Source organism: Streptomyces sp. NPDC048623, assembly GCF_040650755.1.
Taxonomy (GTDB): Bacteria; Actinomycetota; Actinomycetes; order Streptomycetales; family Streptomycetaceae; genus Streptomyces.
In genome coordinates, this window is the sequence record NZ_JBEZHV010000008.1 from 244,144 (window position 1) to 266,539 (window position 22,396).

The 22,396-nt window shown below is 72.6% G+C and carries 13 protein-coding genes and 1 pseudogene; 5 read left to right on the plus strand and 9 right to left on the minus strand.

The window, feature by feature from the left end; genetic code table 11:
* Positions 1 to 13 precede the first annotated feature (13 nt).
* Together AB0C73_RS14920 and AB0C73_RS14925 are read right to left on the minus strand one after the other, a co-directional pair.
* Positions 14 to 1,117 (minus strand): substrate-binding domain-containing protein, encoded by a 1,104-nt coding sequence (locus AB0C73_RS14920; RefSeq protein ID WP_362529209.1) that lies wholly within the window; start codon positions 1,115 to 1,117, stop codon positions 14 to 16.
* Between the two features lie 195 nt (positions 1,118 to 1,312).
* Positions 1,313 to 2,722, minus strand: a complete 1,410-nt coding sequence (locus AB0C73_RS14925; RefSeq protein WP_362529211.1) for an aminopeptidase P family protein — start codon at positions 2,720 to 2,722, stop codon at positions 1,313 to 1,315.
* Positions 2,723 to 2,872: 150 nt separating this feature from the next.
* Between AB0C73_RS14925 and AB0C73_RS14930 the strand changes: the two genes are divergently transcribed.
* The 5 genes from AB0C73_RS14930 (at position 2,873) to AB0C73_RS14950 (ending at position 10,587) form a co-directional block, all read left to right on the plus strand.
* Complete coding sequence (locus AB0C73_RS14930) at positions 2,873 to 3,865, plus strand: helix-turn-helix transcriptional regulator (protein WP_362529212.1); 993 nt, start codon at positions 2,873 to 2,875, stop codon at positions 3,863 to 3,865.
* A 379-nt stretch (positions 3,866 to 4,244) separates the two neighbouring features.
* On the plus strand, positions 4,245 to 4,484 hold the full coding sequence (locus AB0C73_RS14935; protein ID WP_362529215.1) for a hypothetical protein: 240 nt from the start codon (positions 4,245 to 4,247) through the stop codon (positions 4,482 to 4,484).
* A gap of 136 nt (positions 4,485 to 4,620) precedes the next feature.
* Positions 4,621 to 5,391, plus strand: a complete 771-nt coding sequence (locus AB0C73_RS14940) for an HlyD family efflux transporter periplasmic adaptor subunit (RefSeq protein ID WP_362529216.1) — start codon at positions 4,621 to 4,623, stop codon at positions 5,389 to 5,391.
* 71 nt (positions 5,392 to 5,462) lie between these two features.
* Positions 5,463 to 7,631 carry an NHLP family bacteriocin export ABC transporter peptidase/permease/ATPase subunit gene (locus AB0C73_RS14945; RefSeq protein ID WP_362529379.1) on the plus strand — a complete coding sequence of 723 codons (2,169 nt, stop codon included), beginning with the start codon at positions 5,463 to 5,465 and terminating at the stop codon, positions 7,629 to 7,631.
* A 1-nt stretch (position 7,632) separates the two neighbouring features.
* Positions 7,633 to 10,587, plus strand: a complete 2,955-nt coding sequence (locus AB0C73_RS14950) for an NHLP bacteriocin export ABC transporter permease/ATPase subunit (RefSeq protein WP_362529219.1) — start codon at positions 7,633 to 7,635, stop codon at positions 10,585 to 10,587.
* A gap of 24 nt (positions 10,588 to 10,611) precedes the next feature.
* Here the strand turns inward: AB0C73_RS14950 and AB0C73_RS14955 are convergent, their stop codons facing one another.
* From AB0C73_RS14955 to AB0C73_RS14985, 7 genes and pseudogenes are all read right to left on the minus strand, one after another.
* The gene (locus AB0C73_RS14955) at positions 10,612 to 12,219 is read right to left on the minus strand and encodes a glycoside hydrolase family 13 protein (protein WP_362529222.1); all 1,608 of its coding nucleotides are present in this window, start codon (positions 12,217 to 12,219) and stop codon (positions 10,612 to 10,614) included.
* 133 nt (positions 12,220 to 12,352) lie between these two features.
* Positions 12,353 to 13,228, minus strand: coding sequence for a carbohydrate ABC transporter permease (locus AB0C73_RS14960; protein WP_362529225.1), 876 nt, complete (start codon positions 13,226 to 13,228; stop codon positions 12,353 to 12,355).
* An 18-nt stretch (positions 13,229 to 13,246) separates the two neighbouring features.
* The gene (locus AB0C73_RS14965) at positions 13,247 to 14,206 is read right to left on the minus strand and encodes a sugar ABC transporter permease (protein ID WP_362529228.1); all 960 of its coding nucleotides are present in this window, start codon (positions 14,204 to 14,206) and stop codon (positions 13,247 to 13,249) included.
* A gap of 89 nt (positions 14,207 to 14,295) precedes the next feature.
* Positions 14,296 to 15,708, minus strand: a complete 1,413-nt coding sequence (locus AB0C73_RS14970) for an extracellular solute-binding protein (protein WP_362529231.1) — start codon at positions 15,706 to 15,708, stop codon at positions 14,296 to 14,298.
* A gap of 189 nt (positions 15,709 to 15,897) precedes the next feature.
* Positions 15,898 to 20,131, minus strand: a pseudogene (locus tag AB0C73_RS14975) (discoidin domain-containing protein).
* Between the two features lie 222 nt (positions 20,132 to 20,353).
* Positions 20,354 to 21,364, minus strand: coding sequence for a LacI family DNA-binding transcriptional regulator (locus AB0C73_RS14980; RefSeq protein ID WP_362529234.1), 1,011 nt, complete (start codon positions 21,362 to 21,364; stop codon positions 20,354 to 20,356).
* An 81-nt stretch (positions 21,365 to 21,445) separates the two neighbouring features.
* Positions 21,446 to 22,318 (minus strand): SDR family oxidoreductase, encoded by an 873-nt coding sequence (locus tag AB0C73_RS14985; protein WP_362529236.1) that lies wholly within the window; start codon positions 22,316 to 22,318, stop codon positions 21,446 to 21,448.
* Positions 22,319 to 22,396 lie beyond the last annotated feature (78 nt).

Genomic DNA, 22,396 nt, shown 5'->3' on the forward strand with positions numbered 1-22,396 from the left:
GTTTCCCGGGCGATTACTTCAGACCGGCCTGCTGGCACGCGGCCTCGTACGTCGGCGTGCAGATCTCGTCGACCGTGTAGAGGCCCTGCTTCACGACGGTGTCGCCGATGTTGGTCTTGTCGACCACGATCGGAGTCAGCAGGTTGGCCGGGACCTTGTTGCCGCTGCCGCTGGTGACGGTGGTCGGGATCAGGTCCTTGGTGAGCGGCTTGCCCTGGGCGAAGTCGACGGCCATCGTGGCGGCGATGTCGGCCTCGGGCTTGTACGGCTTCATCACCGTGATGGTCTGCGTGCCGATCAGGATCCGCTGGATCGCGTCGAGCTGGGCGTCCTGCCCGGTGAGCGGCACGCTCAGGCCGGCCGCCTGGAGGGCGGTGGAGATGCCCGCGGCCAGTCCGTCGTTGGCCGAGTAGACACCGACGATGTTGTCCTTGCCGAGGGCCGCGATGGCGCCGGACATCTGCTGGTTGGCGTTGTTCGGGTCCCAGTTGGGAGTGTCGTACTCCTTGCCGATCTTCACCTTGCCGTCGAGGACGGAGTGCGCGCCGGCCTTGAACTCGGCGGCGTTGGGGTCGGTGGGCGACCCGTTGTGCATCACGATCACGCCGCTCTTGGCCTTGTCGCCGAGGGCGTCGAGGAGCGCCTGGCCCTGGAGTTGGCCGACCTTCTTGTTGTCGTACGAGACATAGGAGTCGACCGGGCCCTGCGCGAGCCGGTCGTAGGCGACGACCTTCACGCCCGCGGCGTTGGCCTTCTGGACCGAGGACTGGATCGACTTGGAGTCCACGGCGTCCAGGATGAGCACCTTGTCACCCTTGGCGAGCGCGGTGTTGACCTGCTGCTGCTGGGTGGTGGGGCTCTCGGCCGCGTTGTAGTAGTCGATCTGGGCGCCGGGCGCCAGTTCCTTGATCTTGGCCTCGATGTAGGGGCGGTCGAACTTCTCGTACCGCGTGGTCTTGCTCTCCGGGAGCAGCAGGCCGATCTTCACCTGGCCTGCCTGCGCCGCGCTCGTCTCCGTGTTCGTCGCCTGGTCGGCGTCGGAACTGCAGGCGCCCAGACTCAGCGACAGCGCCGCGGTTGCCGCGACGGTGATCGCCGCTCGCAGTGTTCGGGTCATGGCCGGCTCCTTCCGCGCGCCCTCCGTCCCTTCACCGCGGGACTGTGGGGCTGCGAAATCCGCCCGACCGCGGGAGCGTCGGCGCACCTATGGCCTACGTATCGACCCTAGCTCCAACCGGTGAAGGCGACCATTCGCGCGCCGCCACCCGTGCGGGGCACGGGCGGCGGGGCGTGGAGGAACGGGCGGTGCGGGTCAGCCGGCGACGCGGGCCATCCAGGCCTCGACCTCGTCGGCCGAACGGGGCAGCGCGGCGGACAGGTTCTCGTGTCCGTCCTCGGTGACGAGCAGGTCGTCCTCGATGCGGACGCCGATGCCGCGCCACTCCTCGGGGACGGTCAGGTCGTCGGCCTGGAAGTAGAGCCCGGGTTCGACGGTGAGCACCATGCCGGGCTCCAGGACGCCGCCGACGTACTCCTCGGTGCGGGCGTGGGCGCAGTCGTGGACGTCGAGGCCGAGCATGTGGCCGGTGCCGGCCATGGTGAAGCGGCGCTGGAGGCCGAGTTCGTAGGCGCGGTCGGCGGGGCCCTCGATGAAGCCCCACTCCACGAGCCGGGCGGCGAGGTGGCGCTGGGCGGCCTCGTGGAAGTCGCGGTAGGCGGCGCCGGGCTTGACGGCGGCCATGCCCGCCGACTGGGCCTCGTACACCGCGTCGTAGACCTTCCGCTGCACGGCGGTGAAGGTGCCGCTGATGGGGAGGGTGCGGGTGACGTCGGCGGTGTAGAGGGAGGTGGTCTCGACGCCGGCGTCGAGGAGCAGCAGCTCGCCGGGGCGGACGGGGCCGTCGTTGGTGGTCCAGTGCATGATCGTGGCGTGCTCGCCGGCGGCGCAGATGGAGCTGTAGCCCACGGAGTTGCCCTCCAGGCGCGCGCGGCGGTAGAAGGTGCCCTCGATCCAGCGCTCGGAGGTCTCGACGGCGCGGGAGAGTTCGGCGACGGCGTCGGTGAAGCCGCGGACGGTGGAGTCGACGGCCCGGCGCATCTCGCCGGTCTCCCACTCGTCCTTGATCAGGCGGAGCTCGCTCAGCGCCTCCTCCAGCTCGTCGTCGCGCGTCTCGTCGCTGCGGACCGCGGCCTCCAGGACCGGGTCGACGCCGCGGACGATCCGGGTGGGGGCGGTGGAGGCGGCGAGGTCCTCGGCGGCGGTGCGGACGTCGCGGCAGGGCAGGCCGAGGACGGTCTCGGACTCGGCGAGGGAGCGGCGGCGGCCCATCCACAGCTCGGCGGTGTAGCCGATCCAGAACTCGTCGTTGTCGCGGGCGTCGCGCGGGAGCTGGTAGCAGTACGCGTCGTGGCCGCCGTCCGCGCGGGGTTCGAGGACGAGGGCGCCGTCGCGGGCCTGGTCGCCGGTCATGTGCACATAGCCGGAGTACGGGCGGAAGGGGTAGGTGTCGTCGTTGGAGCGGGCCTTGAGGTTGCCCGAGGGGATCACCAGGCGCTCGCCGGGGAACCGGGCGGAGAGCGCGGCCCGGCGGCGGGCGGCGTACGGGGCCTGCGGGTCGGGTGTCAGGTCGTGCCGCTCGGTGTCCGCCCAGCCGGTGCGCATCAGGGCGGACAGCTCCTCGGAGATGCCCGTGTAGAGACCGTTCTTGCGGGCCTTGGCCACGTCGTACCCCTTCGTCCGGGTGGAGGGACCGCTTCGGTGGGTGTGCGGTCCGTCCCGGACGGTAGTGCGCGCGGCGGCCCGTGGGTGCACGGGAGTGCCAGTGGCACGGATCGGACACGGAGGGGGTGGGTGGCGCCGAGAATGGGGGGCATGACGAACGCGAGACTGGGTGAGGCCCTGCGACTGCTGGGCCTGGGGACGGCCGCCGGGCGGGTGTACGCGGCGCTGCTCGACGCGGCGCCCGCGCCGCTCGGCGCCATCGGGCGGGCGGCGGGTCTGGACGGGGCGGAGCTGGCCGCGGCGTACGGGGAGTTGGTGGACGCGGGCCTGGCCAGCGCGGCGGGGGGCGACGGGGACGCGGAGGACGTGGTCGCGCCGGTGCCGCCGGCGGCGGGTCTGGAGGCGCTCGCCCGGCACCGGGCCGCGGAGCTGGAGGAGTCGCGGATCGCGGTGGGCGGAGCTTTCGAGTCGTTCCGGCGCCACCGGCTCGCCGCGTACACCGACGATCTGGTCGAGGTCGTCACCGGCGACGCGATCGGGCCGCGGATGCGGCACGCCTGGGCGAGCGCGCGGGAGCAGATCCGCCAGTTCGAGTCGCCGCCGTACGTGCCGCTGCCCGGAGCCACGGACGACGCCCTCGCCACCCTCGCGCGCGGTGTGCGCCAGCGGGTCGTCTACTCGCGCGAGTCCCTGGAACACCCGGGCCATCTGCGCGACGCCGTCGAACCGGCCATCGCGGCCGGCGAGCAGGCCCGGGTCCTGCCCTCGGTGCCGGTGAAGCTTCTGATCATCGACGAGGCCTATGCGCTGGTGTCGCTGTCGATCCGCGAGGCGGACGTCGTCAACTCGCTGCTCGTGGTCCAGCCGTGCGGCCTCCTCTCCGCCCTCGTGGCCCTCTTCGAGCAGTCCTGGACGAGCGCCCTGCCCTTCCACGGCCGCACGGCCCGCCCGGCGGGCCTGCCGCCGGCCGACCGGCGCCTGCTCCGTCTGCTCGCGGGCGGCGCGAGCGACGAGGTCATCGCCCGCGAACTCGGCGTCAGCCGCCGCACGCTCTTCCGCCGTCTGCAGATCCTGATGGCCCGCCTGGGCGCGGCCAACCGCTTCCAGCTGGCGCTGCAGGCGCAGCGGGCGGGGTGGTTGTAGGGGGTCGCGGGGAGGTGGGACGAGGGCCCCGGGGCACCTCGTCGGTGCCCTCGTCCGCGCCTTTCGACAACCTGCACATTGTGTACGTGACCTGAACCGCCCCTCCCCCGCCGTTCCCCGGTCCGGCACACCCTCCCGGCGCCGCTGTCGGAATTCACCCCGGTTCGTCCTGCCGGGCCCAAGGGCCTCACGAATGCGTTACCCGTTCCTGGGGAGAAGGTGTCGGTGTTCCGTGAAACAAGCTGCACGACGGGCCGCCCGGGACGGCGTTCCGGCGCCGACGGGGCGTCAACGGAATTGGCTCACAAAGGCGTTCGCGTGCTTTGATCTGGCCCGCCGCGGCAGTGGATTCCCCCCATCAGATGAAAGGTGCGCTTTCATGCGTAACAACCTCGAGACCCGTGAGATCGCCGACACCGAGCTCGACGCCGTCTCCGGCGGCCTCGTCAGCGTCCAGGGCGGTCTCGTCGGCGCCGTGGGCGGCGACGTCACCAACCTGCTCGGCGTCGTCGGCGACCTGCGGACCGTGCAGAACGTCGAGGGCCTCGTGCAGGGCGTCCCGAGCCTGGTCACCGGCATCACCGGCGTCTCGGTGAACACCGGCGTCGCCGGTCTCTGAGCGGACTGAACGGTGGGCCGGGCGCTTCGGAGCGATGAACGCCCCAGGACGCCCGGCCCACCGGACGCCCGTCGCACCCTTTGCACGACGGGCGGATAAAGACGGTCGGGTCGAATGCGGTCGAAGGAACACGTCCATGCAGTTTCGCCAAAAGGCTCTTTCCAAGCTGCAATCACCCGAAGAACTCGATCTGCCGGTGCGTTTCGCGCGCCCGCAGGGGCGGCTCGTGCTCGCCGTCACGGTGCTCGTGACGGCCACCGCCGCATTCTGGGCTTTCACCGGGACGGTGACGTCGAAACTCCCCGCCGCCGGAATCCTCACCCGCCCCGAGGGCCGCTATCTGCTGCAGAGTCCGGTCGCGGGCCAGGTGACCGAGGTGCTCGCCGCCGAGGGCCGGACGGTCGCCGCGGGTGATCCGCTGGTCGTCGTCCGCACCGCCGACGGCGACCGGCAGGTGCGCGCGGTGGCCGCGGGGCGGCTTGCCGTGCTGTACGCACGGACCGGCGCCGTCCTGACGGCCGGCGCCGGTGTGGCGGCCGTCGAGCGGGGCACGGACCCCGCCGAGCCGCTGGTGGCCGTGCTGTACGTGCCGGCCGGCGACGCCGCCGGGATCCGCACGGGCGCCGCCGTCGAGGTGACCGTGCGCGGCCCGGGCCGGAGCGGCGACGGGGCGCTGCGCGGCAAGGTCGCCGCGGTGGGCCGGGTGCCCCAGTCGCGGGCCCAGATCGGCGGTTTCCTGGGCGACGACGGCCTCGCGGCCGAGTTCACCCGGCAGGGCAGTCCGGTCGCGGTCCTGGTCCGGCTGCCACGGCCCCCGGCGGGCCCCGAGGCCGCCGACTCCGGCACGCCGGTGACGGCCGCCGTCCACCTCGCCTCGCAACGCCCGATCGACTGGCTGCTCCCGTGAACCCGCGCAAGAAGAACACCCGTTCCGCCCGTTCCTCCGGGACCCGGCGCCGCTCGGCCCGCCCCCTGTCGCTGCCGAAGGGCCGCCGCCCGCGCCCGGTCCGTACCCCCACCGTCCTCCAGATGGAGGCGGTGGAGTGCGGCGCGGCGGCGCTCGCCACGGTCCTCGGGCACCACGGGCGGTTCGTGCCCCTGGAGGAGCTGCGCATCGCGTGCGGTGTGTCCCGCGACGGCTCGCGCGCCAGCAACCTCCTGAAGGCGGCGCGGAGTCACGGGCTCACGGCCAAGGGCATGCAGATGGACCTGGCGGCGCTCGCCGAGGTGCGGGGTCCCGCCGTGCTGTTCTGGGAGTTCAACCACTACGTCGTGTACGAGGGCATGGGCCGGCGCCTCGGCCGCCCGGGCGTGTATGTCAACGACCCGGCGAAGGGGCGCCGGTTCGTGCCGATGGAGGAGTTCGACGGCGCCTTCACCGGGATCGTCCTGGTGATGGAGCCGGGCCCCGGGTTCCGGCGCGGCGGGCAGCGCCCGGGCGTGCTCGGCGGGGTGTCGGGCCGGCTGCGCGGCACCTCGGGCACGATGGGCGCGGCGATCCTGGCGAGCGTGCTGCTCGTGGCCGTCGGCGCGTGGGTGCCGGCGCTCAGCCGTACGTACATCGACACCTTCCTGATCGGCGGACAGTCCTCGCCGCTCGGCGTGCTGTTCGCGGCGATGGGGTGCGCGCTGGTCCTCACCGCCGTGCTGACCGCGCTCCAGCAGGGCAATCTGCTGCGCGGGCGGGTGGTCTCCTCGACCCTGGGCGGGGCCCGGTTCCTGCGGCATCTGCTGCGCCTGCCGGTGGCCTTCTACTCCCAGCGCAGCCCGGCCGACCTGGTGCAGCGCCTGCGCTCCAACGACCAGGTCGCCGAGACCCTCGCCCGCGACCTGTCGGCGGCGGGCGTGGACGCGATCGTGGTGCTGCTCTACGCGGTGCTGCTGTGGAGCTACGACCCGCAGCTGACCGTGGTCGGTGTCGGCGTGGCGCTGCTCAACGTGGTGGCGCTGCGGATCACGGTACGGGTGCGGGCCACCGGCGCGCACAAGCTGCGCGCCGAGAGCGCGCGGCTGACCAACACCTCGTACGGCGGGCTCCAGTCGATCGAGACGATCAAGGCCACCGGCGGCGAGGACGGCTTCTTCCGGCGCTGGTCGGGGCAGCACGCGGTCACCCTCGACGTCCAGCAGCGGCTCGGCGTGCCGGGCGCGTGGCTGGCGATCGTGGCCCCGACCCTGGCCGCCCTGAACAGCGCGCTGATCCTGCTCGTGGGCGGACTGCGGGCGGTGGAAGGGCATCTGACGGTAGGTCTGCTCGTCGCCTTCCAGTCGCTGGTGACCGGGTTCACCGCGCCCGTCGCACGGCTCGGCGGGGTCGCGGGCCGGATCCAGGACCTCACCGCCGACGTGGCCCGGCTCAAGGACGTGGAGAACTTCCCCGTCGACCCCGTGCATCGCCGGCGTGAGCCGGCGACCGGCGCGCGCCGGCTCACCGGCCATGTCGAGCTCGACGGCGTCACGTTCGGCTACAACCCGCTGGACGCACCGCTGCTCGCGGACTTCTCGCTCGCGGTCGGTCCGGGCCGACAGGTCGCGCTCGTCGGCGGCTCGGGCAGCGGCAAGTCCACCGTGTCGCGCCTGATCGCCGGCCTGTACGCCCCGTGGGAGGGCGCGGTCCGGATCGACGGGATGCGGCTCGCGGACATCCCGCGCGGCGCGCTCGCCGCCTCGGTCGCCTTCGTCGACCAGGACGTCTTCCTCTTCGAGGGCACCGTCCGCGACAACGTGGCGCTGTGGGACCCGTCGGTGCCGGACGAGGCGGTCGTCGCCGCGCTCGCGGACGCCGCGGTCCTCGACGTGGTCTCGCGCCGCCCCGGCGGCATCCACAGCCGGGTCGAGCAGGACGGCCGGAACTTCTCCGGCGGGCAGCGCCAGCGGCTCGAACTCGCCCGGGCCCTGGTGCGCGACCCCAGCGTCCTCGTCCTCGACGAGGTGACCAGCGCGCTGGACGCGGTCACCGAGCGGGAGGTCATCGACCATCTGCGGCGCCGCGGCTGCGCGTGCGTGGTGATCGCCCACCGGCTGAGCACCGTGCGCGACAGCGACGAGATCCTCGTGCTCGACCGGGGCACGGTCGTGGAACGCGGACGGCACACCGAACTGGTGGCGGCGGGCGGCCCGTACGCCCGGCTGGTCGAGGAGCACTGACATGACCACCCCCTTCACGTCCCTGTCCTCCGCACCCGCGGCCGGCGCCGCCGACCCGGTGCTCTCCGCGCTGGGCGGCCTCGGCGCGCCGCTGGACTGCTCGGGCCTGCGCGGCCTGTCCCTGGAGGGGCCCTCGGTGCTGTGGCTGGTCGTGCACGGCGGCCTCGACCTGTTCGCGGTGGACACCGGGCAGACCGGGTCCTGGCACTTCCTCGGCCGGGTGGACGCGGGCGCGCTGCTGCAGGGGCCTGCCCTGGGCCCTGCCGAGGGCCCCCGGCACACCCTGGTCGGCCGCCCGTCGCGCGAGTGCCTGCTGCGCCGGATCGAGCTGAGCGAGCTGCACCGCCCGGAGCCGGAGACGTACGGGCAGGGGTACCAGGGGCAGGGGTACGAGGGTCACGGCGACGGGTACGGCTACGCGGGCGGCTGGGAGGCGTACGGAACCCCGGCGTCCCCGGTCGCGAGCCCCCTGGAGGACGCCTTCGCGCTCGGCGTCGGCCGGGGTCTGCGGGTCCTGTACGAGGCGCCGCTCGGCGCCCGGCCCGGCGGCGGGCGGGCGGCCGGCGACGACGAGGTCATGTGGATGCACGTCGCGCCGGGCAGCGTGGCGTACGGCGCCGTGTACGAGGCGGGCGCGGCCGGCGGTCTGCTCGTCGACGCGGCCCTGTGGCACGGCATGGTGGAGCAGCAGTACCGGCTGCGCCACGCCCTGGACGACTGGATCGAGGAGCGCGAGCGCGCGCAGGAGGACCGTACGGCCGCCGGTCTCGCGGCGGGCCGGGCGGCCGGCAGCGAGGCGGACCGTACGCTGCTCGCCGCACTCGGCCGGTCCGGCGGGCGGGGCGGCGGCCGGCGCGGGGCCACCGGCGGCTCGAACGGGGTCGACGCGACGCTCGCGGTGTGCCGGCTCGTCGCGGCCGACGCCGGGGTGGTGCTCGCGGAGTCGGTGGCCACGGTCGAGGCGGGCGCGGGCGCGGACGGCGAGCGGCTCGACCCGGTCGAGCGGATCGCGCTCGCCGCGCGGATCCGCACCCGGGAGGTCGGGCTGCGCGGCCGCTGGTGGCGGGAGGACTGCGGGCCGCTGGTGGGGCGGTGGGAGGCGGACGGCGAGCCGGTCGCACTGCTCTGGCGGCGCGGCGGCTATGTGGCGGTGGACCCGGCGGGCGGGCGCCCGGAGCGGATCGACGCGGACAGCGCGCGGGACTTCGAGCCGGCGGCGGTGATGTTCTACCGGCCGCTGCCGGAGGGCCGGCCGAGCCTGCCGCGGCTGCTGCGCTTCAGCGCCGGCGGCACCCGGCGCGAGCTGCGCGCCCTGTTCCTGGGCGGGCTGGTCTCGGTCGTCCTCGGGGCCACGGTGCCGCTGGCGACCGGCCGCGTCCTCGGCGCGTACGTACCGGCGGGCGAGAGCGGTCTGATCGTGCAGACCGCCGTGGCGCTCGGCGCGGCGGCGGTGCTCCAGGCGGCGTTCATGCTGCTGCAGAACGTGGCGCTGCTGCGGATGGAGGGCCGGATCGAGGCCACCCTGCAACCGGCCGTGTGGGACCGGCTGCTGCGGCTTCCGGCGCCCTTCTTCGGCGGCCGGTCCACCGGCGAGCTCGCCAACGCGGCGCTCGGCATCGGTGTGATCCGGCGGACGCTGTCGGGGATCGCGCCGGTGTGTCTCCAGTCGACCGCGGTCGCGGCCGTGAACCTCGTCCTGCTGCTCGTGCACAGTGTGCCGCTCGGGCTGCTCGCGCTGGCGATGCTGCTTGTCGTGGGGGCGGTGCTGCTCGGCCTCGGTCTGTGGCAGCTGCGCCACCAGCGACGGCTCGTCGAGCTCGGCAACCGGCTCGACAACCAGGCCTTCCAGACCCTGCGCGGGCTGCCCAAGCTGCGGGTCGCGGCGGCGGAGAGCTTCGCGTACGCGGCGTGGGCGCGGGAGTTCGCCCGTACCCGGGTGCTCCAGCAGCGGGTGGGCCGCATCCAGAACACGGTCACGGTGCTCGGCGCGGTGTGCCTGCCGCTGTGCACCCTGGTGATGTTCATGCTGCTCGCGGGCCCCGCCCGGGGCGCGATGTCGGCCGCCGGCTTCCTCACCTTCTCCACCGCGCTCACGCTGCTGCTGTCCTCGGTGACCCAGCTGACAGGTGCGGTGCTCTCCGTGGCGGCCGTGGTGCCCGTGTACGAGCAGGTCGAGCCGATCCTGGCGGCGGAGCCCGAGGTGCGGGCCGGCACGGTCCGCCCGGGTGTGCTGAGCGGGGCGATCGAGGCCCGCGGGCTGTCGTACCGGTACACCGAGGACGGCCCGCTGGTCCTGGACGGCGTCGATCTGTGCGTACGGCCCGGGGAGTTCGTGGCGGTCGTCGGCGCGAGCGGCAGCGGCAAGTCGACCCTGCTCCGTCTCCTCATCGGCTTGGACCGGCCCACCGGGGGCAGCGTCCTGTACGACGGCCAGGACCTGGCGGCGCTCGACCGGGCGGCCGTGCGACGCCAGTGCGGCGTGGTCCTCCAGCACGCCCGCCCGCTGACCGGCTCGATCCTGGACTGCGTGCGCGGCGCGGAGGCGTACACCCTGGAGGAGGTCTCAGAGGCCGTCACCCTGGCCGGGCTCGCCGAGGACGTCCAGGCCATGCCGATGGGCCTGCACACGATGCTCTCCGACGGCGGCGGGACCATCTCGGGCGGCCAGCGCCAGCGGCTGATGATCGCCCAGGCCCTCATCCGCAAGCCCCGCATCCTCTTCCTCGACGAGGCCACCAGCGCCCTCGACAACGAGGCCCAGCACGTCGTCATCGAGTCCACCCGCGCCCTGCGCGCCACGCGGGTGGTGATCGCCCACCGCCTCTCCACGGTGATGGGCGCGGACCGGGTGATCGCGATGGCGGACGGCCGTGTGGTCCAGGACGGCCCGCCCGCCGAGCTGCTCGCGGACCCGGCGGGTCTGTTCCACGAACTGGTCCGACGTCAGCTGACCTGATCGCGGCCCCGGGAGACCCCGTTCTCAGTCCTCCCTGAGCCAGACCGAGGTGTCCGGCGGGAGTGCCCCGTCCGGGGTGAGCGGGCCGCTGGTCAGGAGCAGGAGCGCGTGCGGGGGCAGCGGGACCGGCTCGGCCGACAGATTGGTCAGATGGAGCAGGCCGTACGGGCGCCGGAAGGCGAGTACGCCGGGGGCGGCCGGCAGCCAGTCCAGGGGGCCGTCGCCGAAGCCGGGCTCGGTGCGGCGCAGGTGCAGGGCGGTGCGGTAGAGGGTGAGGAGGGAGCCGGGGTCCGCGGACTGGCGGTCGACGGCGTAGCGGGGCCAGTCGGCGGGCTGCGGCAGCCAGGGTTCGGTGGTGGAGCCGAAGCCGGCCCAGGGGGCGTCGGCGGTCCAGGGCAGCGGGACGCGGCAGCCGTCGCGGCCGGGGTCGGTGCCGCCGGAGCGGAAGTGCATGGGGTCCTGGACGCGGTCGGCCGGGATGTCGGCCTCGGGCAGGCCGAGTTCCTCGCCCTGGTACACGTACACGGAGCCGGGCAGGGCGAGGGTGAGCAGGGCGGCGGCGCGGGCACGGCGGGTGCCGAGGGCGAGGTCGGTGGGGGTGCCGTAGGTCTTGGTGGCGAAGTCGAAGGCGGTGTCGGCGCGGCCGTAGCGGGTGACGGTGCGGGTGACGTCGTGGTTGCACAGCACCCAGGTGGCGGGGGCGCCGACGGGGGCGTGTTCGGCGAGGGTGGCGTCGATGGTGGCGCGCAGCCGCTCGGGTTCCCAGGGGCAGGCGAGGAAGGAGAAGTTGAAGGCGGTGTGGAGTTCGTCGGGGCGCAGGTAGCGGGCGAAGCGTTCGGCGTCGGGGAGCCAGACCTCTCCGACGAAGACGGCGCCGTAGGTGTCGGCGAGCGCCCGCCAGGAGCGGTAGATGTCGTGGAGTTCGTCCTGGTCGATGTACGGGTGGGGGTCGACGCCCTCCTCGAAGTCGGCGAGCGCGGGGTCCTTGGCGAGCAGGGCGGCGGAGTCGATGCGGACGCCGGCGACGCCCCGGTCGAACCAGAAGCGCAGCACGTCCTCGTGTTCGCGGCGGACGGCGGGGTGGGCCCAGTTGAGGTCGGGCTGTTCGGGGGTGAAAAGGTGGAGGTACCACTCGCCGTCGGGGACCCTGGTCCAGGTGGGTCCGGCGAACTGGGAGGGCCAGTTGTTGGGCGGGAGTTCGCCGTGGGCGCCGCGTCCGGGCCGGAAGTGGAAGAGGGCGCGTTCGGGGCTGCCGGGTCCGGCGGCGAGGGCGGCCCGGAACCAGGCGTGCTGGTCGGAGACGTGGTTGGGGACGATGTCGACGATGACGCCCAGGCCGAGGGCGGCGGCCTCGGTGATGAGTTTCTCGGCCTCGTCGAGGGTGCCGAAGGCGGGGTCGACGGTGCGGTAGTCGGCGACGTCGTAGCCGCCGTCGACCAGGGGTGAGACGTACCAGGGGGTGAACCAGACGGCGTCGACGCCGAGTTCGGCGAGGTAGGGCAGTCTCGCCCGGACGCCCGCGAGGTCGCCGGTGCCGTCGCCGTCGCCGTCGGCGAAGCTGCGGGGGTACACCTGGTAGATGACGGCGTCGCGCCACCAGTCGTCGGTGCGGGGCGGGTACGGGGCTGCCACGGGGCGGTCCTTTCGGGCAGGGCGGATCTCGCCGCCGGTCCGGATGCTGCGGGGCGTCGGACGGAGCCGGCGGCGAGGCTTCGGGTGGTGGAGCGGCCATCGGAGGCGGGGCGGCTGCCGGAAGCGGGCGGGGTCAGCCCTTGAGGCCGCCCGCGGTCAGGCCGCTCATGATGTTGCGCTGGAAGATCAGGAAGAGGATCAGCGTCGGCACGGACGCGATGGTGAGCGCGGCGATCAGGACGTTGACCGGGACCCCGTTGGACAGCGAGTAGATGCCGACGTTGAGGGTCTGCTTCGCCGGGTCGGGCAGGGTGAGCATCGGCCAGAGGAAGTCCTTCCAGACCCCGACGACGGCGAAGATCGACACGACGCCGAGGATCGGCCGGGAGATCGGCAGCACGATCGACCACAGGATCCGCACCGGGCTGGCGCCGTCCATGGACGCGGCGTCCAGGAGTTCCTTCGGAATCGAGTCGAAGAAGCGCTTCAGCAGGAAGATGTTGAAGGCGTTGGTGACGGACGGCAGCCAGATCGCCCAGGGTGTGTTGAGCAGGTTGCGTTCGACGATCGGCACGTCGAGCACGGTGAGGTACTGCGGGACGACGAGGACGGTGGCCGGGATCATCAGGGTGGCCAGCATCATGCCGAGGATGGCCTTGCCGAGGACGGGCCGGAGCCGGGAGAGCGAGTAGGCCGCGGCGACGTCCAGGACGAGCTGGAAGAGCAGCGCGCCGAACGCGTAGTAGAGGGTGTTGAGGAGCAGCGAGGAGAGGTCCATGACCTCCCAGGCGCGGCTGTAGTTCTCCGGCGCGAAGCTGCCGGGGACGAGGGTGGGCGGGGTGGCGACGGCTTCCTGGGTGTCCTTGAGGCCGCTGGACGCCATCCAGTAGAGGGGGCCGAGGAAGACGAGGGTGAAGCCGGCGAGGACGAGGGCGAGGGCGGTGCGGTAGAGGGCCTTGCCGCGGGGCCGGGCGATCCTGGCCGGTGCGATCAGGGTGCGTGTGGACATGCCGGTCTCCCCCGGTGGCTAGTCGGCCTCGGTGCGGGCGCTGAGCTTGACGTACGCCGCCGAGAACCCGGCGAGGAGTACGAGCAGGAGCAGGCCGAGGGCGGCCGCCGCGCCGTAGTCGTTGAAGTTGAAGGCGTACTGGTAGATCAGGTAGACGACGGTCGTGGTGGAGCCCTCGGGGCCGGCGCCGCCGGTGAGCAGGAAGGGTTCGACGAAGACCTGCATGGTGGCGATGACCTGCATGAGCAGCATCAGGGAGAGTACGAGCCGGGTCTGCGGGATCGTCACATGCCAGATCTTGCGGAGCAGTCCGGCGCCGTCGAGCTCGGCGGCCTCGTACAGCTCGCCGGGGATGCCCTGGAGGGCGGCGAGGTAGACGAGGGTGGCGCCGCCCATGTTCATCCACGTGGCGGCGATGACGACGGAGAGCATGGAGAGGGCGGGGTCCTGGAGCCACTGCTGTTCGGGCAGGTGGAGCAGGCGGAAGAGTTCGTTGAGGAGTCCGTAGCCGGGGTCGTAGAGGTATTTGAAGAGCAGGACGGAGGCGACCGGCGGGAGCATCACGGGCAGGTAGACGAGGAGCCGGAGGTAGCCCTGGCCGTGCCGGAACTCGTTGATGACGAGGGCGGTGACGAAGGGGACGGCGAAGCCGAGGACCAGGGCGAGGAGGGTGAAGAGGAGGGTGTTGCGCCAGGCCTGCCAGAAGGCGGGGTCGGCGGCGACGGTGGAGAGGTTGTCGAGGCCGTTCCAGGTGCTGCGGCCGTGCTCGGTCTTCTGGAAGGCGAGCAGGACCTCGCGGACCATCGGGTACCAGGAGAAGAGCGCGAAGCAGACGACGGCGCCGATGAGGAAGCCGTGGGCGGTGAGGTTGCGCCGCAGGCTCCGGGCGAACCGGCCGGCGGGCGCGGCCTCGGTGCGGGGCGACGGGGCGGGTCGGGGGGATCCCGTGGTGCGCGGGGTCAGGCCGGTGACCGACATCGGCGCTCCTTGTTCCTGGGTACGGGTCGGGCGGGGCGTCATACGGGGGCGGGCGGGCGGTCCGGCCGCTGCCGGACCGCCCGGGCGGGTCACCCGTGCGCGAGGACCTGGTCGACCTGGGTCGCGGCGGTGGAGAGGAGCTTGTCGATGTCGGCGTCCTTGTTGGTGAGGATCCCGGACATCACGTTGTCGAGGACCTTGTAGATCTCCTGGGCCTTCGGCGGCTCGGCCTTGGCGGAGACCGGGTTGTCCATGAAGGTCTTGAAGTTGGCGACCGGCATGGTGGCGTTCTGGGTACGGGAGGCGTCGTCCTTCGTCTTGGACTCACCGCGCCAGAAGTTGGGCTGCGGCACGCCGACCGGGAGGCCGTCGGCCTTCCAGCGGGCCCAGTCGAACTGGCCCTGGCCGACGGTGAGGTACTTGAAGTTCAGCCAGGCGACGGCGGCCTTGATCTTGTCGCCGGAGATGCCCTGCTTGATCATGTAGTTGTTGCCGCCGGCCAGGGTGCTCCTGCCGCCGGGGATCGGGCCCATGCCGAAGTTCTCGTACTTCGCGCCGAGTTGCTGGACCATGTACGCGATGTCGTCGGGTGCGGCGAGGAACATGCCGAGCTTGTCGGTGGCGATCTGCTTCTGCAGGTCGCCCCACTTGAGCAGCTGGGTCTTGCCCATGCTGTCGTCCTCCCAGCGCATGGCGTGGAGGTTCTTCGCGACCTGCCTGCCGAGCTCGTCGTCGAAGGCGGCCTTCTTGCCGCTCGCGTCGACGACGTCGCCGCCGAGGCTGTACATCGCGGCGGTGAAGTGCCAGCCGCCGGTGTTCCCGGCGCTGTACTCGCCGTAGCCGGCGACGCCGCCCCCGAGGCCGGCGATCTTCTTGGCGGCGGCGCGGACCTCGTCCCAGGTGCGCGGCGGGTTGTCGGGGTCGAGGCCGGCCTGCTGGAAGAGCTTGCGGTTGATCAGCAGGCCCATCGTGTAGTTGCTGGTGGGCAGGCCGTAGAGCTTGCCGTCCTGCTTGAGCGAGCCGAGGACGTCGGTGTCGATGTCGGCGAGGGCCGGGACGGTCTTGTCGTTGACGTAGGCACCGATGTCGGCGGCGCCGTCCTCGGCGAGGACCTGCGGCAGGTCGGTGAAGTAGGTGTAGAAGACGTCCGGCTGGGACTTGGCCTTGAGCATGGCGGTGAAGCGCGGGGGCTCCAGGCACTGGCCGGGGGTGGAGCGGCCCTCGATGGTGACGTTCGGGTAGATCTTGTTGAACGCGGCGACGTCCTCCTTCCACTCCTTCAGCTCGGCCGCCTTCGCCGCCGGGGGCATGCAGTCGATGGTGAGGGTCACCTTCGTCTTGGGGTCCAGCGGGGCGGACGGGTCGGTCGATCCGCTGCCTTCCGAGTCGCCGCCGTCGTCGCTGCTGCTGGTGCCGCAGGCGGCGAGCGCGGTGAGGGCGAGGGCGGAGACGAGGACGGCCGCGCCGGAGCGGCGGGTACGGCGGAACCGGGCAACTCTCATGGGGGTCCCCTTCGGGCTGTCTGAGCGTGGCGTGCGGGGTGCGGCACACTCAACCACCGCCGACAGATGAACGCAAGATATCGCGCTGATTTCGTAAATGCTCGACAGAGCCACGCAACTCCCCATGCGGGCAAGGCCGGTGCCCGCCGCGCGAGCGGCGTGCACCGGCCTTGCCCGACGGGCTCTCGGCTACGCATTGCGGTGGATGGTGAAGGTGGAGGTGGTGTTGCGGATGTCGACGGCGTTCCCGCTCAGATCGAGGCCGTTGAAGGTCACTTCGCCGACCGCCGGGCCCTGCCCCGCCTCGGGCTGCTCGTTGGCCCACACTCCGAACCCGGACTTGGCGTCGAAGGCGTCGCCGCTCTTGCGGGCGCCCGTGACCGAGACGTCGGTGAAGACCGTGTCCTTGATGGGGAACTGCGGCTGTCCGCCGACGTAGTTGGTCTGGAACATCACTCCGCTGTACGTCGGGTCGACGATGTCGACATGGTTGACCCGGATGCCCTGGAAGACCTTCGAGGCGGAGAACAGCCAGATCCCGGGGAAGGTCTGACTGCCCCAGAAGTGGCCTCCGGCCCGGACCACCGAGATGTTCTCGAAGGTCGTCGGCCCGGTCCCGAAGCCGTTCATGGGATAGCCGAAGTCCAGCGAGGAGATGGTGATCCCGGAGTAGACCAGGGTGTCCGCGATGTGGATGTTGCGGAAGGTGTTGTCGTAGCCGCCGTAGACGGCGACGCCCGCGGCCCGCCAGGTCAGGGTGGTGGTCAGGTTCTCGTAGACGTTGTTCTTCTCGTCGGCGCCGCCCGCGTCGATCGCCGAGAACAGCGCGAAGCTGTCGTCGCCGGTGGCCCGGGCGTCGTTGTTGGTCACCAGGTTGTCCGTGGACCCGTTGGTCATGTTGACGCCGTCGGCGAACAGGTCGCGGATCCGGGAGTTCCTGATCGTCATCCGGTCGGTGTTGGCGCCCCAGTAGAGGCACACCATGTGCTCGTTCCAGATGTCGTCGATGACGATGTCCGAGACGTTGGCGAAGTCGAAGACCTTTCCGGGTCCGTCGATGCGCGAGGTGTAGTTGCCGAAGTAGGCGAAGCCCTTGAAGAGCGAGCCCTTCGCCGTCGCCTCGGCCCGGAAGCCGACGTCGGTGTTCTCCTGGCCGGCCGGGGCGTGGAAGACGGTGTACCAGGGGCCTGCGCCCACGACCTGGACGGCCTTGCCGTACACCTGGAACTTGCTCGACGTCTGGTAGTCGCCGGGCGGCAGGTAGACGCCCGTGAGCGTGCCCGTGGTGTCCATGCGCACCTTGTCGAGCGCGTTCTGCACGTCCTGGTGGGTGAATCCGGCGGGCACGGTGTACGTGGCCGGGTCGGGGTTGGCGACCGGGGCGACCTGCTCCAGGTTGACGAAGTCGATCGCGTACGGGTGCGGGTTGGCGGCGTCCTTCTGGAGCCGGATCCTGCTGCCGGCGGGGATGGTCTCGCCGAACATCAGGTGCGCCTCGTCGTAGATGTGGCGCGGCGCCCCGGAGCCCGGGGAGTTGCCGGGCGCGGTCTCCGCCCCGTACAGCCAGGCGTACTTCGAGGTGACGGGCAGCGCCTTCTTGAGGGTGCCGTTCACGTAGACGTCGATCGTGGAGTCGAGCCCGCCGCCGCCCGGCGCGTCGGGCAGGGAGACGCGCGCGACGAGGGTGTTGGTCGCGGCGCGGGTGGTGAACTCGACGTACTCGCCGGTCGCGTCGAGGCTGACGGCCTTGCGGCCGGAGGCCTCGCCCGCGATGTCGCCGACGGTCCGGTTGGGGCCGACGACGGTGGCGCCGCCGCCCGTGGTGCCGTCCTCGGCCTCGTACATGTCGTACGGCATGTGGGCGCCGCGTCCGACGAACAGGCCTTGCACGGCGGTGTTGTTGGCGCGCTTGACCGCGGGTTCGTTCGCGTCGTCGGCCAGCACGGTCTTCACCGTGTACGAGCCGTTGACGGCGGTCCACGGGCCGAGGGTGACGTCGGCGGAGGCGCCGGGGGCGAGGGTGCCGGAGTGGGCGCCGGTCAGGGTCTTGACCACGGTGCCGCGGTCGTCGGTGAGGATGAGGGTGACACCCTGGCTGCCGGAGGCGCTCGCGTCGGTGCCCTGGTTCCGGACGGTGACCCTGAAGGTCACGGTGTCGCCGGCGGCGGGGCTGGACGGGGTGGTGGTGACGGCGGCGGGGAGCAGGTCGGAGCCGGCGACCGGCTTGACCACGAGGCCGGTGGGGCTGCTGTAGGTGTTGTTGGTCTCGTTCTGCTCGATGACGGCGCCGGGCTCGTCGGCGACGGCACTGAGCGCGTACGTGCCGGCCTCGCGGGTCCCGATGGCGGCGGCGACCGTGGTCTGGGCGCCGGCCGCGAGGGCGCCGACCTGCGCGGTGGCGACCCTGGTGCCGCCGAGGCGGACGGCGAGCGTGCTGGCCGGGGCGGCGACCGGGCCGCTGTTGCGCACCGTCGCGGTCACGGTGAGGGTGTCGGACTCGACGGGCGCGGCGGGGCTGACGGTGAGTCCGGTGACCTCCAGGTCGGGGTTGGGGGCGGGGGTGCCGATCACCTGGAACTCGGCCAACTGGCCAGCCGGAGCACCGGAGTTGGCGGTGAACTTCAGCTGCACGTCGGCGACGCGGGCGGTCAGCGGGACGGTGACGGAGTTGCCGCCGTTCGCCGGGTCGAAGGAGTAGCTCCTGGCGGCGACGAGGCTGGTGTGGCCGGTGGCGTTCTGCTCGCGGCCGAGGACCTCGATGGTCTGGGTACGGGCGGACCAGGCGGCGTCCGGGTTGAGCCGGAGGACGAGCCGGGAGAGGTCGGCGTTGGCGCCGAGCTTCACGGTGAGGGTCTGCGGGTAGCTGCCGCCCGCGCCCTCCCAGTAGGTGGCGGGGTTGTTGTCGTTCGCGTTCTCCGCCGCGTAGATGTGCACGGTGGAGCTGGCGGCGATCGGCTTGCCGACGGCGAGGTCGGAGCCGGTGCCGCCGGTGCCGTCGCGGGTCACGGCGTTGCTGGGCGCGGACCGGTTCCCGGCGGCGTCCTTGGCGCGGACGGTGTAGGTGACAGTGGCGGTCGTGGGCTGGGTGTCGGTGTAGGTGGTGACGCTGCCGCCGACGGTGGCCCGCAGGGTGTTGTTCGCGTAGACCTCGTAGCCGGTGACGCCGGTGTCGTCGGTGGCGGCGGTCCAGGTCAGCTTGATCTGACCGGAGGCGGGCTCGGTCAGGGCGAGGTTCGCGGGCGCGGTGGGCGCCTGGGTGTCGCCGGCGTCGCCGATCCGGGTGACGGTGTTGCTGTCGCCGGACTGGTTGCCGGCGGCGTCGCGGGCGCGGACGGTGTAGGACACGGTCTGCCCGGCGGGCCGGTTGTCCGTGTACGTGGTGGTGTCGCCCGCCACGGTGGTGAGCAGCGCGCCGTTGGCGTAGACGTCGTAGCCGGTCACGGCGGTGTCGTCGGTCGCGGCGTTCCAGGTGAGCCGGATCTGTCCGGCGGCGGGCTCGGTGTAGGCGAGGCCGGTGGGGGCGGTGGGAGCCCGGGTGTCACCGCCGGCCGGGCCGTAGATCTCCAGCTCGGAGATCTGGGCGGCGTTCTGGACGCTGTTGGCGGTGACCAGGACGCGCACATGGCGGGTGGTGACGGCGTCGAAGGTGATCGTGGCCGTGTTGCCGGTGGCCGGGTCGAAGCCGTACGCCCGTGCGGCAGTGAGGTCGGTGAAGGTGCCGCCGTCGGTGCTGCCCTGGATCTTCAGGGTCTGGCTGCGGGACTCCCAGCCGCCCGGCAGGGCGAGCACCACGCGGTCGACGCGGACGGCGGAGCCGAGGTCGGCGTTCAGCCACTGCGGGAAGGCGCCGCCCGCGCTCTCCCAGTAGGTGGCGCGGTTGCCGTCGTTGGCGCCGGGGGGCGGTGTACGTCTGGGTGTGGCTGCTGGCCGTGAGGGTGCGTCCGGCGGCGAGGTTGCCGGAGGAGCCCTCGGCGGCGTGCACTTCCAGCTCGGAGAGCTGGGCGGCCTGCCAGCCGGTGTTGGCGGTGACGTCGATCCGTACGAAGCGGGTGAGGGCGGCGGGGAAGCCGATGGTGACGGTGTTCCCGGTGCCGGGGCCGAAGGTGTGGGCGGCGGAGCTCTTGAGGGTGGTGAAGGCGGTGCCGTCGGCACTGCCCTGCACGGAGAGGGTCTGGCTGCGGCTCTCCCAGCCGGCCGGGAGCTTCAGGACCACCTCGTCGATGCGCTGGGTGGTGCCGAGGTCGGTCTGCACCCACTGCGGGAGGGAGCTGCCGGGGGCGCTCTCCCAGTACGTGCCCTGGTCGCCGTCGGTGATGTTCGCGGCGCCGTAACCGGAGTGGGAGCCGCTCGCGGCGGCCGGGTCGCCGAGGGCGAGGTTCGGGCCTCCGGCGGCCCCGGCGGGCGTCGGCGAACCCCCGAGCATCAGGAGGCAGGTGGCGACGAGCGCGCCCGTGGTCCGGGCCCATAGTGTGCGTATTCTCATCAGTTCCTCGATCTCGTCTACGGGAAACACAATGCTGTTCATTCCTTGCAATGAACGCTCAGAGAGTTCCAGAGGACTGTCGAGTCGTCTACGCCCCGGGACAAGACCGGGACAAGAAAAGCGCCCCGCTCCAGGTCGGAGCGGGGCGCCGGGCGGAGCGGATCAGCCGAGCGGCGGCGGGGCGGTCGAGCCGCGCACCACCAGCTCCGGCTCGAAGAGCAGCTCGCCGGAGTGGGTCTGGCTGCCCTGGATCTGGGCGCAGAGCAGCTCGACCGCGGCCCGGCCCATGGCCTCGATGGGCTGGCGGACGGTGGAGAGCGGCGGCTCGGTGCAGTTCATGAAGGCCGAGTCGTCGAAGCCGACGACGGAGACGTCGCCGGGGACGCCGAGCCCGCGCCGGCGCGCGGCCCGGATGGCGCCGAGCGCGAGCGGGTCGCTCGCGCACACGATCCCGGTCACCCCGCGCTCCCACAGGCGTCCTGCGGCGGCCTGTCCGCCCTCCAGGGAGAACATGGAGCGCTCCACGAACTCCTCGGCCAGCTCACGGCCCGCCGCCCGCGACGCGCCGTACGCCGCTTCGAGCTTGCGCCGGGAGGGCACATGGTCGGCCGGGCCGAGCACGAGGCCGATCCGCTCGTGCCCGAGCGAGGCGAGATGACGCCAGGCCTGCTCGACGGCCACCGCGTCGTCGCAGGACACGCAGGGGAAGTCGAGCCCTTCGATGGAGGCGTTGACCAGGACCACCGGGATCCTGCGCTCGGCGAGCCGCCGGTAGTGCTCGTGCGGGGCGTCCGCCTGGGCGAACAGACCGCCGGCGAACACGACGCCGGAGACCTGCTGCTGGAGCAGCAGGTCCACGTAGTCGGCCTCCGAGACGCCGCCCTTGGTCTGGGTGCACAGCACCGGGGTCAGCCCCTGCTGGGCCAGGGCGCCGCCGATGACCTCCGCGAACGCCGGGAAGATCGGGTTCTGCAGCTCGGGAAGCACCAGGCCGACGAGCCGGGCCCGTTCGCCGCGCAGCTGGGTGGGCCGCTCGTAGCCGAGCACGTCGAGGGCGGTGAGGACGGACTGCCGCGTCGCCTCGGAGACCCCGGGCTTGCCGTTGAGGACCCGGCTGACGGTGGCCTCGCTGACCCCCACCTTCTTGGCAACCTGTGCAAGTCGTCGCGTCATGGCACGCAAGGCTAGCGCAAGTCCCGCAAGAGAATTGCGTCGCGGATGTCGGATGCGCGGGGGGCGCACCCGCCTGCCGGTTCAGTGCGGGAGCAGATGGCGGTAGCACTCCGGATGGGTCGCGAGGAAGTCCGCGAAGGACTGTGGCGGGTGCCCGGTCAGGGTGCGTACGTCGTCCGAGACATCGGCCATCTCCCCCGCCGCCACCGCCTCGTACGAGGTGACCCAGCCCTCGACCTCCCAGTCGGGTGCCTCGTACACCGCCCGCGAGGCGTACGCCTCCTCCCTGGTCTCGGGGACGTACGCGACCGGCCGCCCGCTCGCCCGGGTGAGCGCGGCGGCGATCTCGGCGAAGCTCAGGGCCTCGGGTCCGGTCATGTCGTAGGTGGCGCCGTCGTGCGCGCCTCCGGTGCCGAGCAGCACCGCGCACGCGGAGTCGGCGATGTCGTCGTGGGTGACGGCGCCGACCCGGCCGTCCCCGGCCGGTCCGCGCAGCACGCCCTCGGGCGAGGTCATCGCGGCCAGGTCGGCCTGGTAGGTGCTGTCGCGCAGGAAGGTGAAGGCCAGGCCGGTGGAGCGGATGTGCTGCTCGGTGTGCCAGTGGTCGCGGGCGTAGGTGAAGGTGGCGTGGGGCGCCGCGTTCAGGTACGAGAGGTAGACGATCCGCCGCACCCCGGCGGCGAGGGCGGCGTCCACGGCGGTGGCGTGGACGCGGACCCGGCCGGGTGCCTCGTGGGCGGAGACCAGGAACAGGGTGGCCGCGCCGTCGAGCGCGGCCCGCATCGCCCCGGCGTCGGCATAGGACGCGGCCCGGGTGTCGCCGGTGGCCAGGGCGGCCAGCTTCTCCGGGTCGCGCCCCAGGGCCCGCACCGTCGCGCCCGCCTCGGCCAGGCCCCGCACCACGCGCCGCCCGATCCGCCCGGTGGCCCCGGTGACCGCGATGAGCTCGCTCATGTCCTGCCCTTCCGCCGTACGCCCCGCACCCTGCGCCCCGCACCGGGGCCCGTACCCCATTCGACCCCGCGCGGCCGT

Excerpts from the sequence above, each read along its gene's own strand:
- AB0C73_RS14920 (WP_362529209.1), bottom strand. The coding sequence starts at position 1,117 with ATGACCCGAACACTGCGAGCGGCGATCACCGTCGCGGCAACCGCGGCG.
- AB0C73_RS14930 (WP_362529212.1), top strand. The coding sequence starts at position 2,873 with ATGACGAACGCGAGACTGGGTGAGGCCCTGCGACTGCTGGGCCTGGGG.
- AB0C73_RS14935 (WP_362529215.1), top strand. The coding sequence starts at position 4,245 with ATGCGTAACAACCTCGAGACCCGTGAGATCGCCGACACCGAGCTCGAC.
- AB0C73_RS14940 (WP_362529216.1), top strand. The coding sequence starts at position 4,621 with ATGCAGTTTCGCCAAAAGGCTCTTTCCAAGCTGCAATCACCCGAAGAA.
- AB0C73_RS14950 (WP_362529219.1), top strand. The coding sequence starts at position 7,633 with ATGACCACCCCCTTCACGTCCCTGTCCTCCGCACCCGCGGCCGGCGCC.
- AB0C73_RS14960 (WP_362529225.1), bottom strand. The coding sequence starts at position 13,228 with ATGTCCACACGCACCCTGATCGCACCGGCCAGGATCGCCCGGCCCCGC.
- AB0C73_RS14965 (WP_362529228.1), bottom strand. The coding sequence starts at position 14,206 with ATGTCGGTCACCGGCCTGACCCCGCGCACCACGGGATCCCCCCGACCC.
- AB0C73_RS14970 (WP_362529231.1), bottom strand. The coding sequence starts at position 15,708 with ATGAGAGTTGCCCGGTTCCGCCGTACCCGCCGCTCCGGCGCGGCCGTC.
- AB0C73_RS14980 (WP_362529234.1), bottom strand. The coding sequence starts at position 21,364 with ATGACGCGACGACTTGCACAGGTTGCCAAGAAGGTGGGGGTCAGCGAG.
- AB0C73_RS14985 (WP_362529236.1), bottom strand. The coding sequence starts at position 22,318 with ATGAGCGAGCTCATCGCGGTCACCGGGGCCACCGGGCGGATCGGGCGG.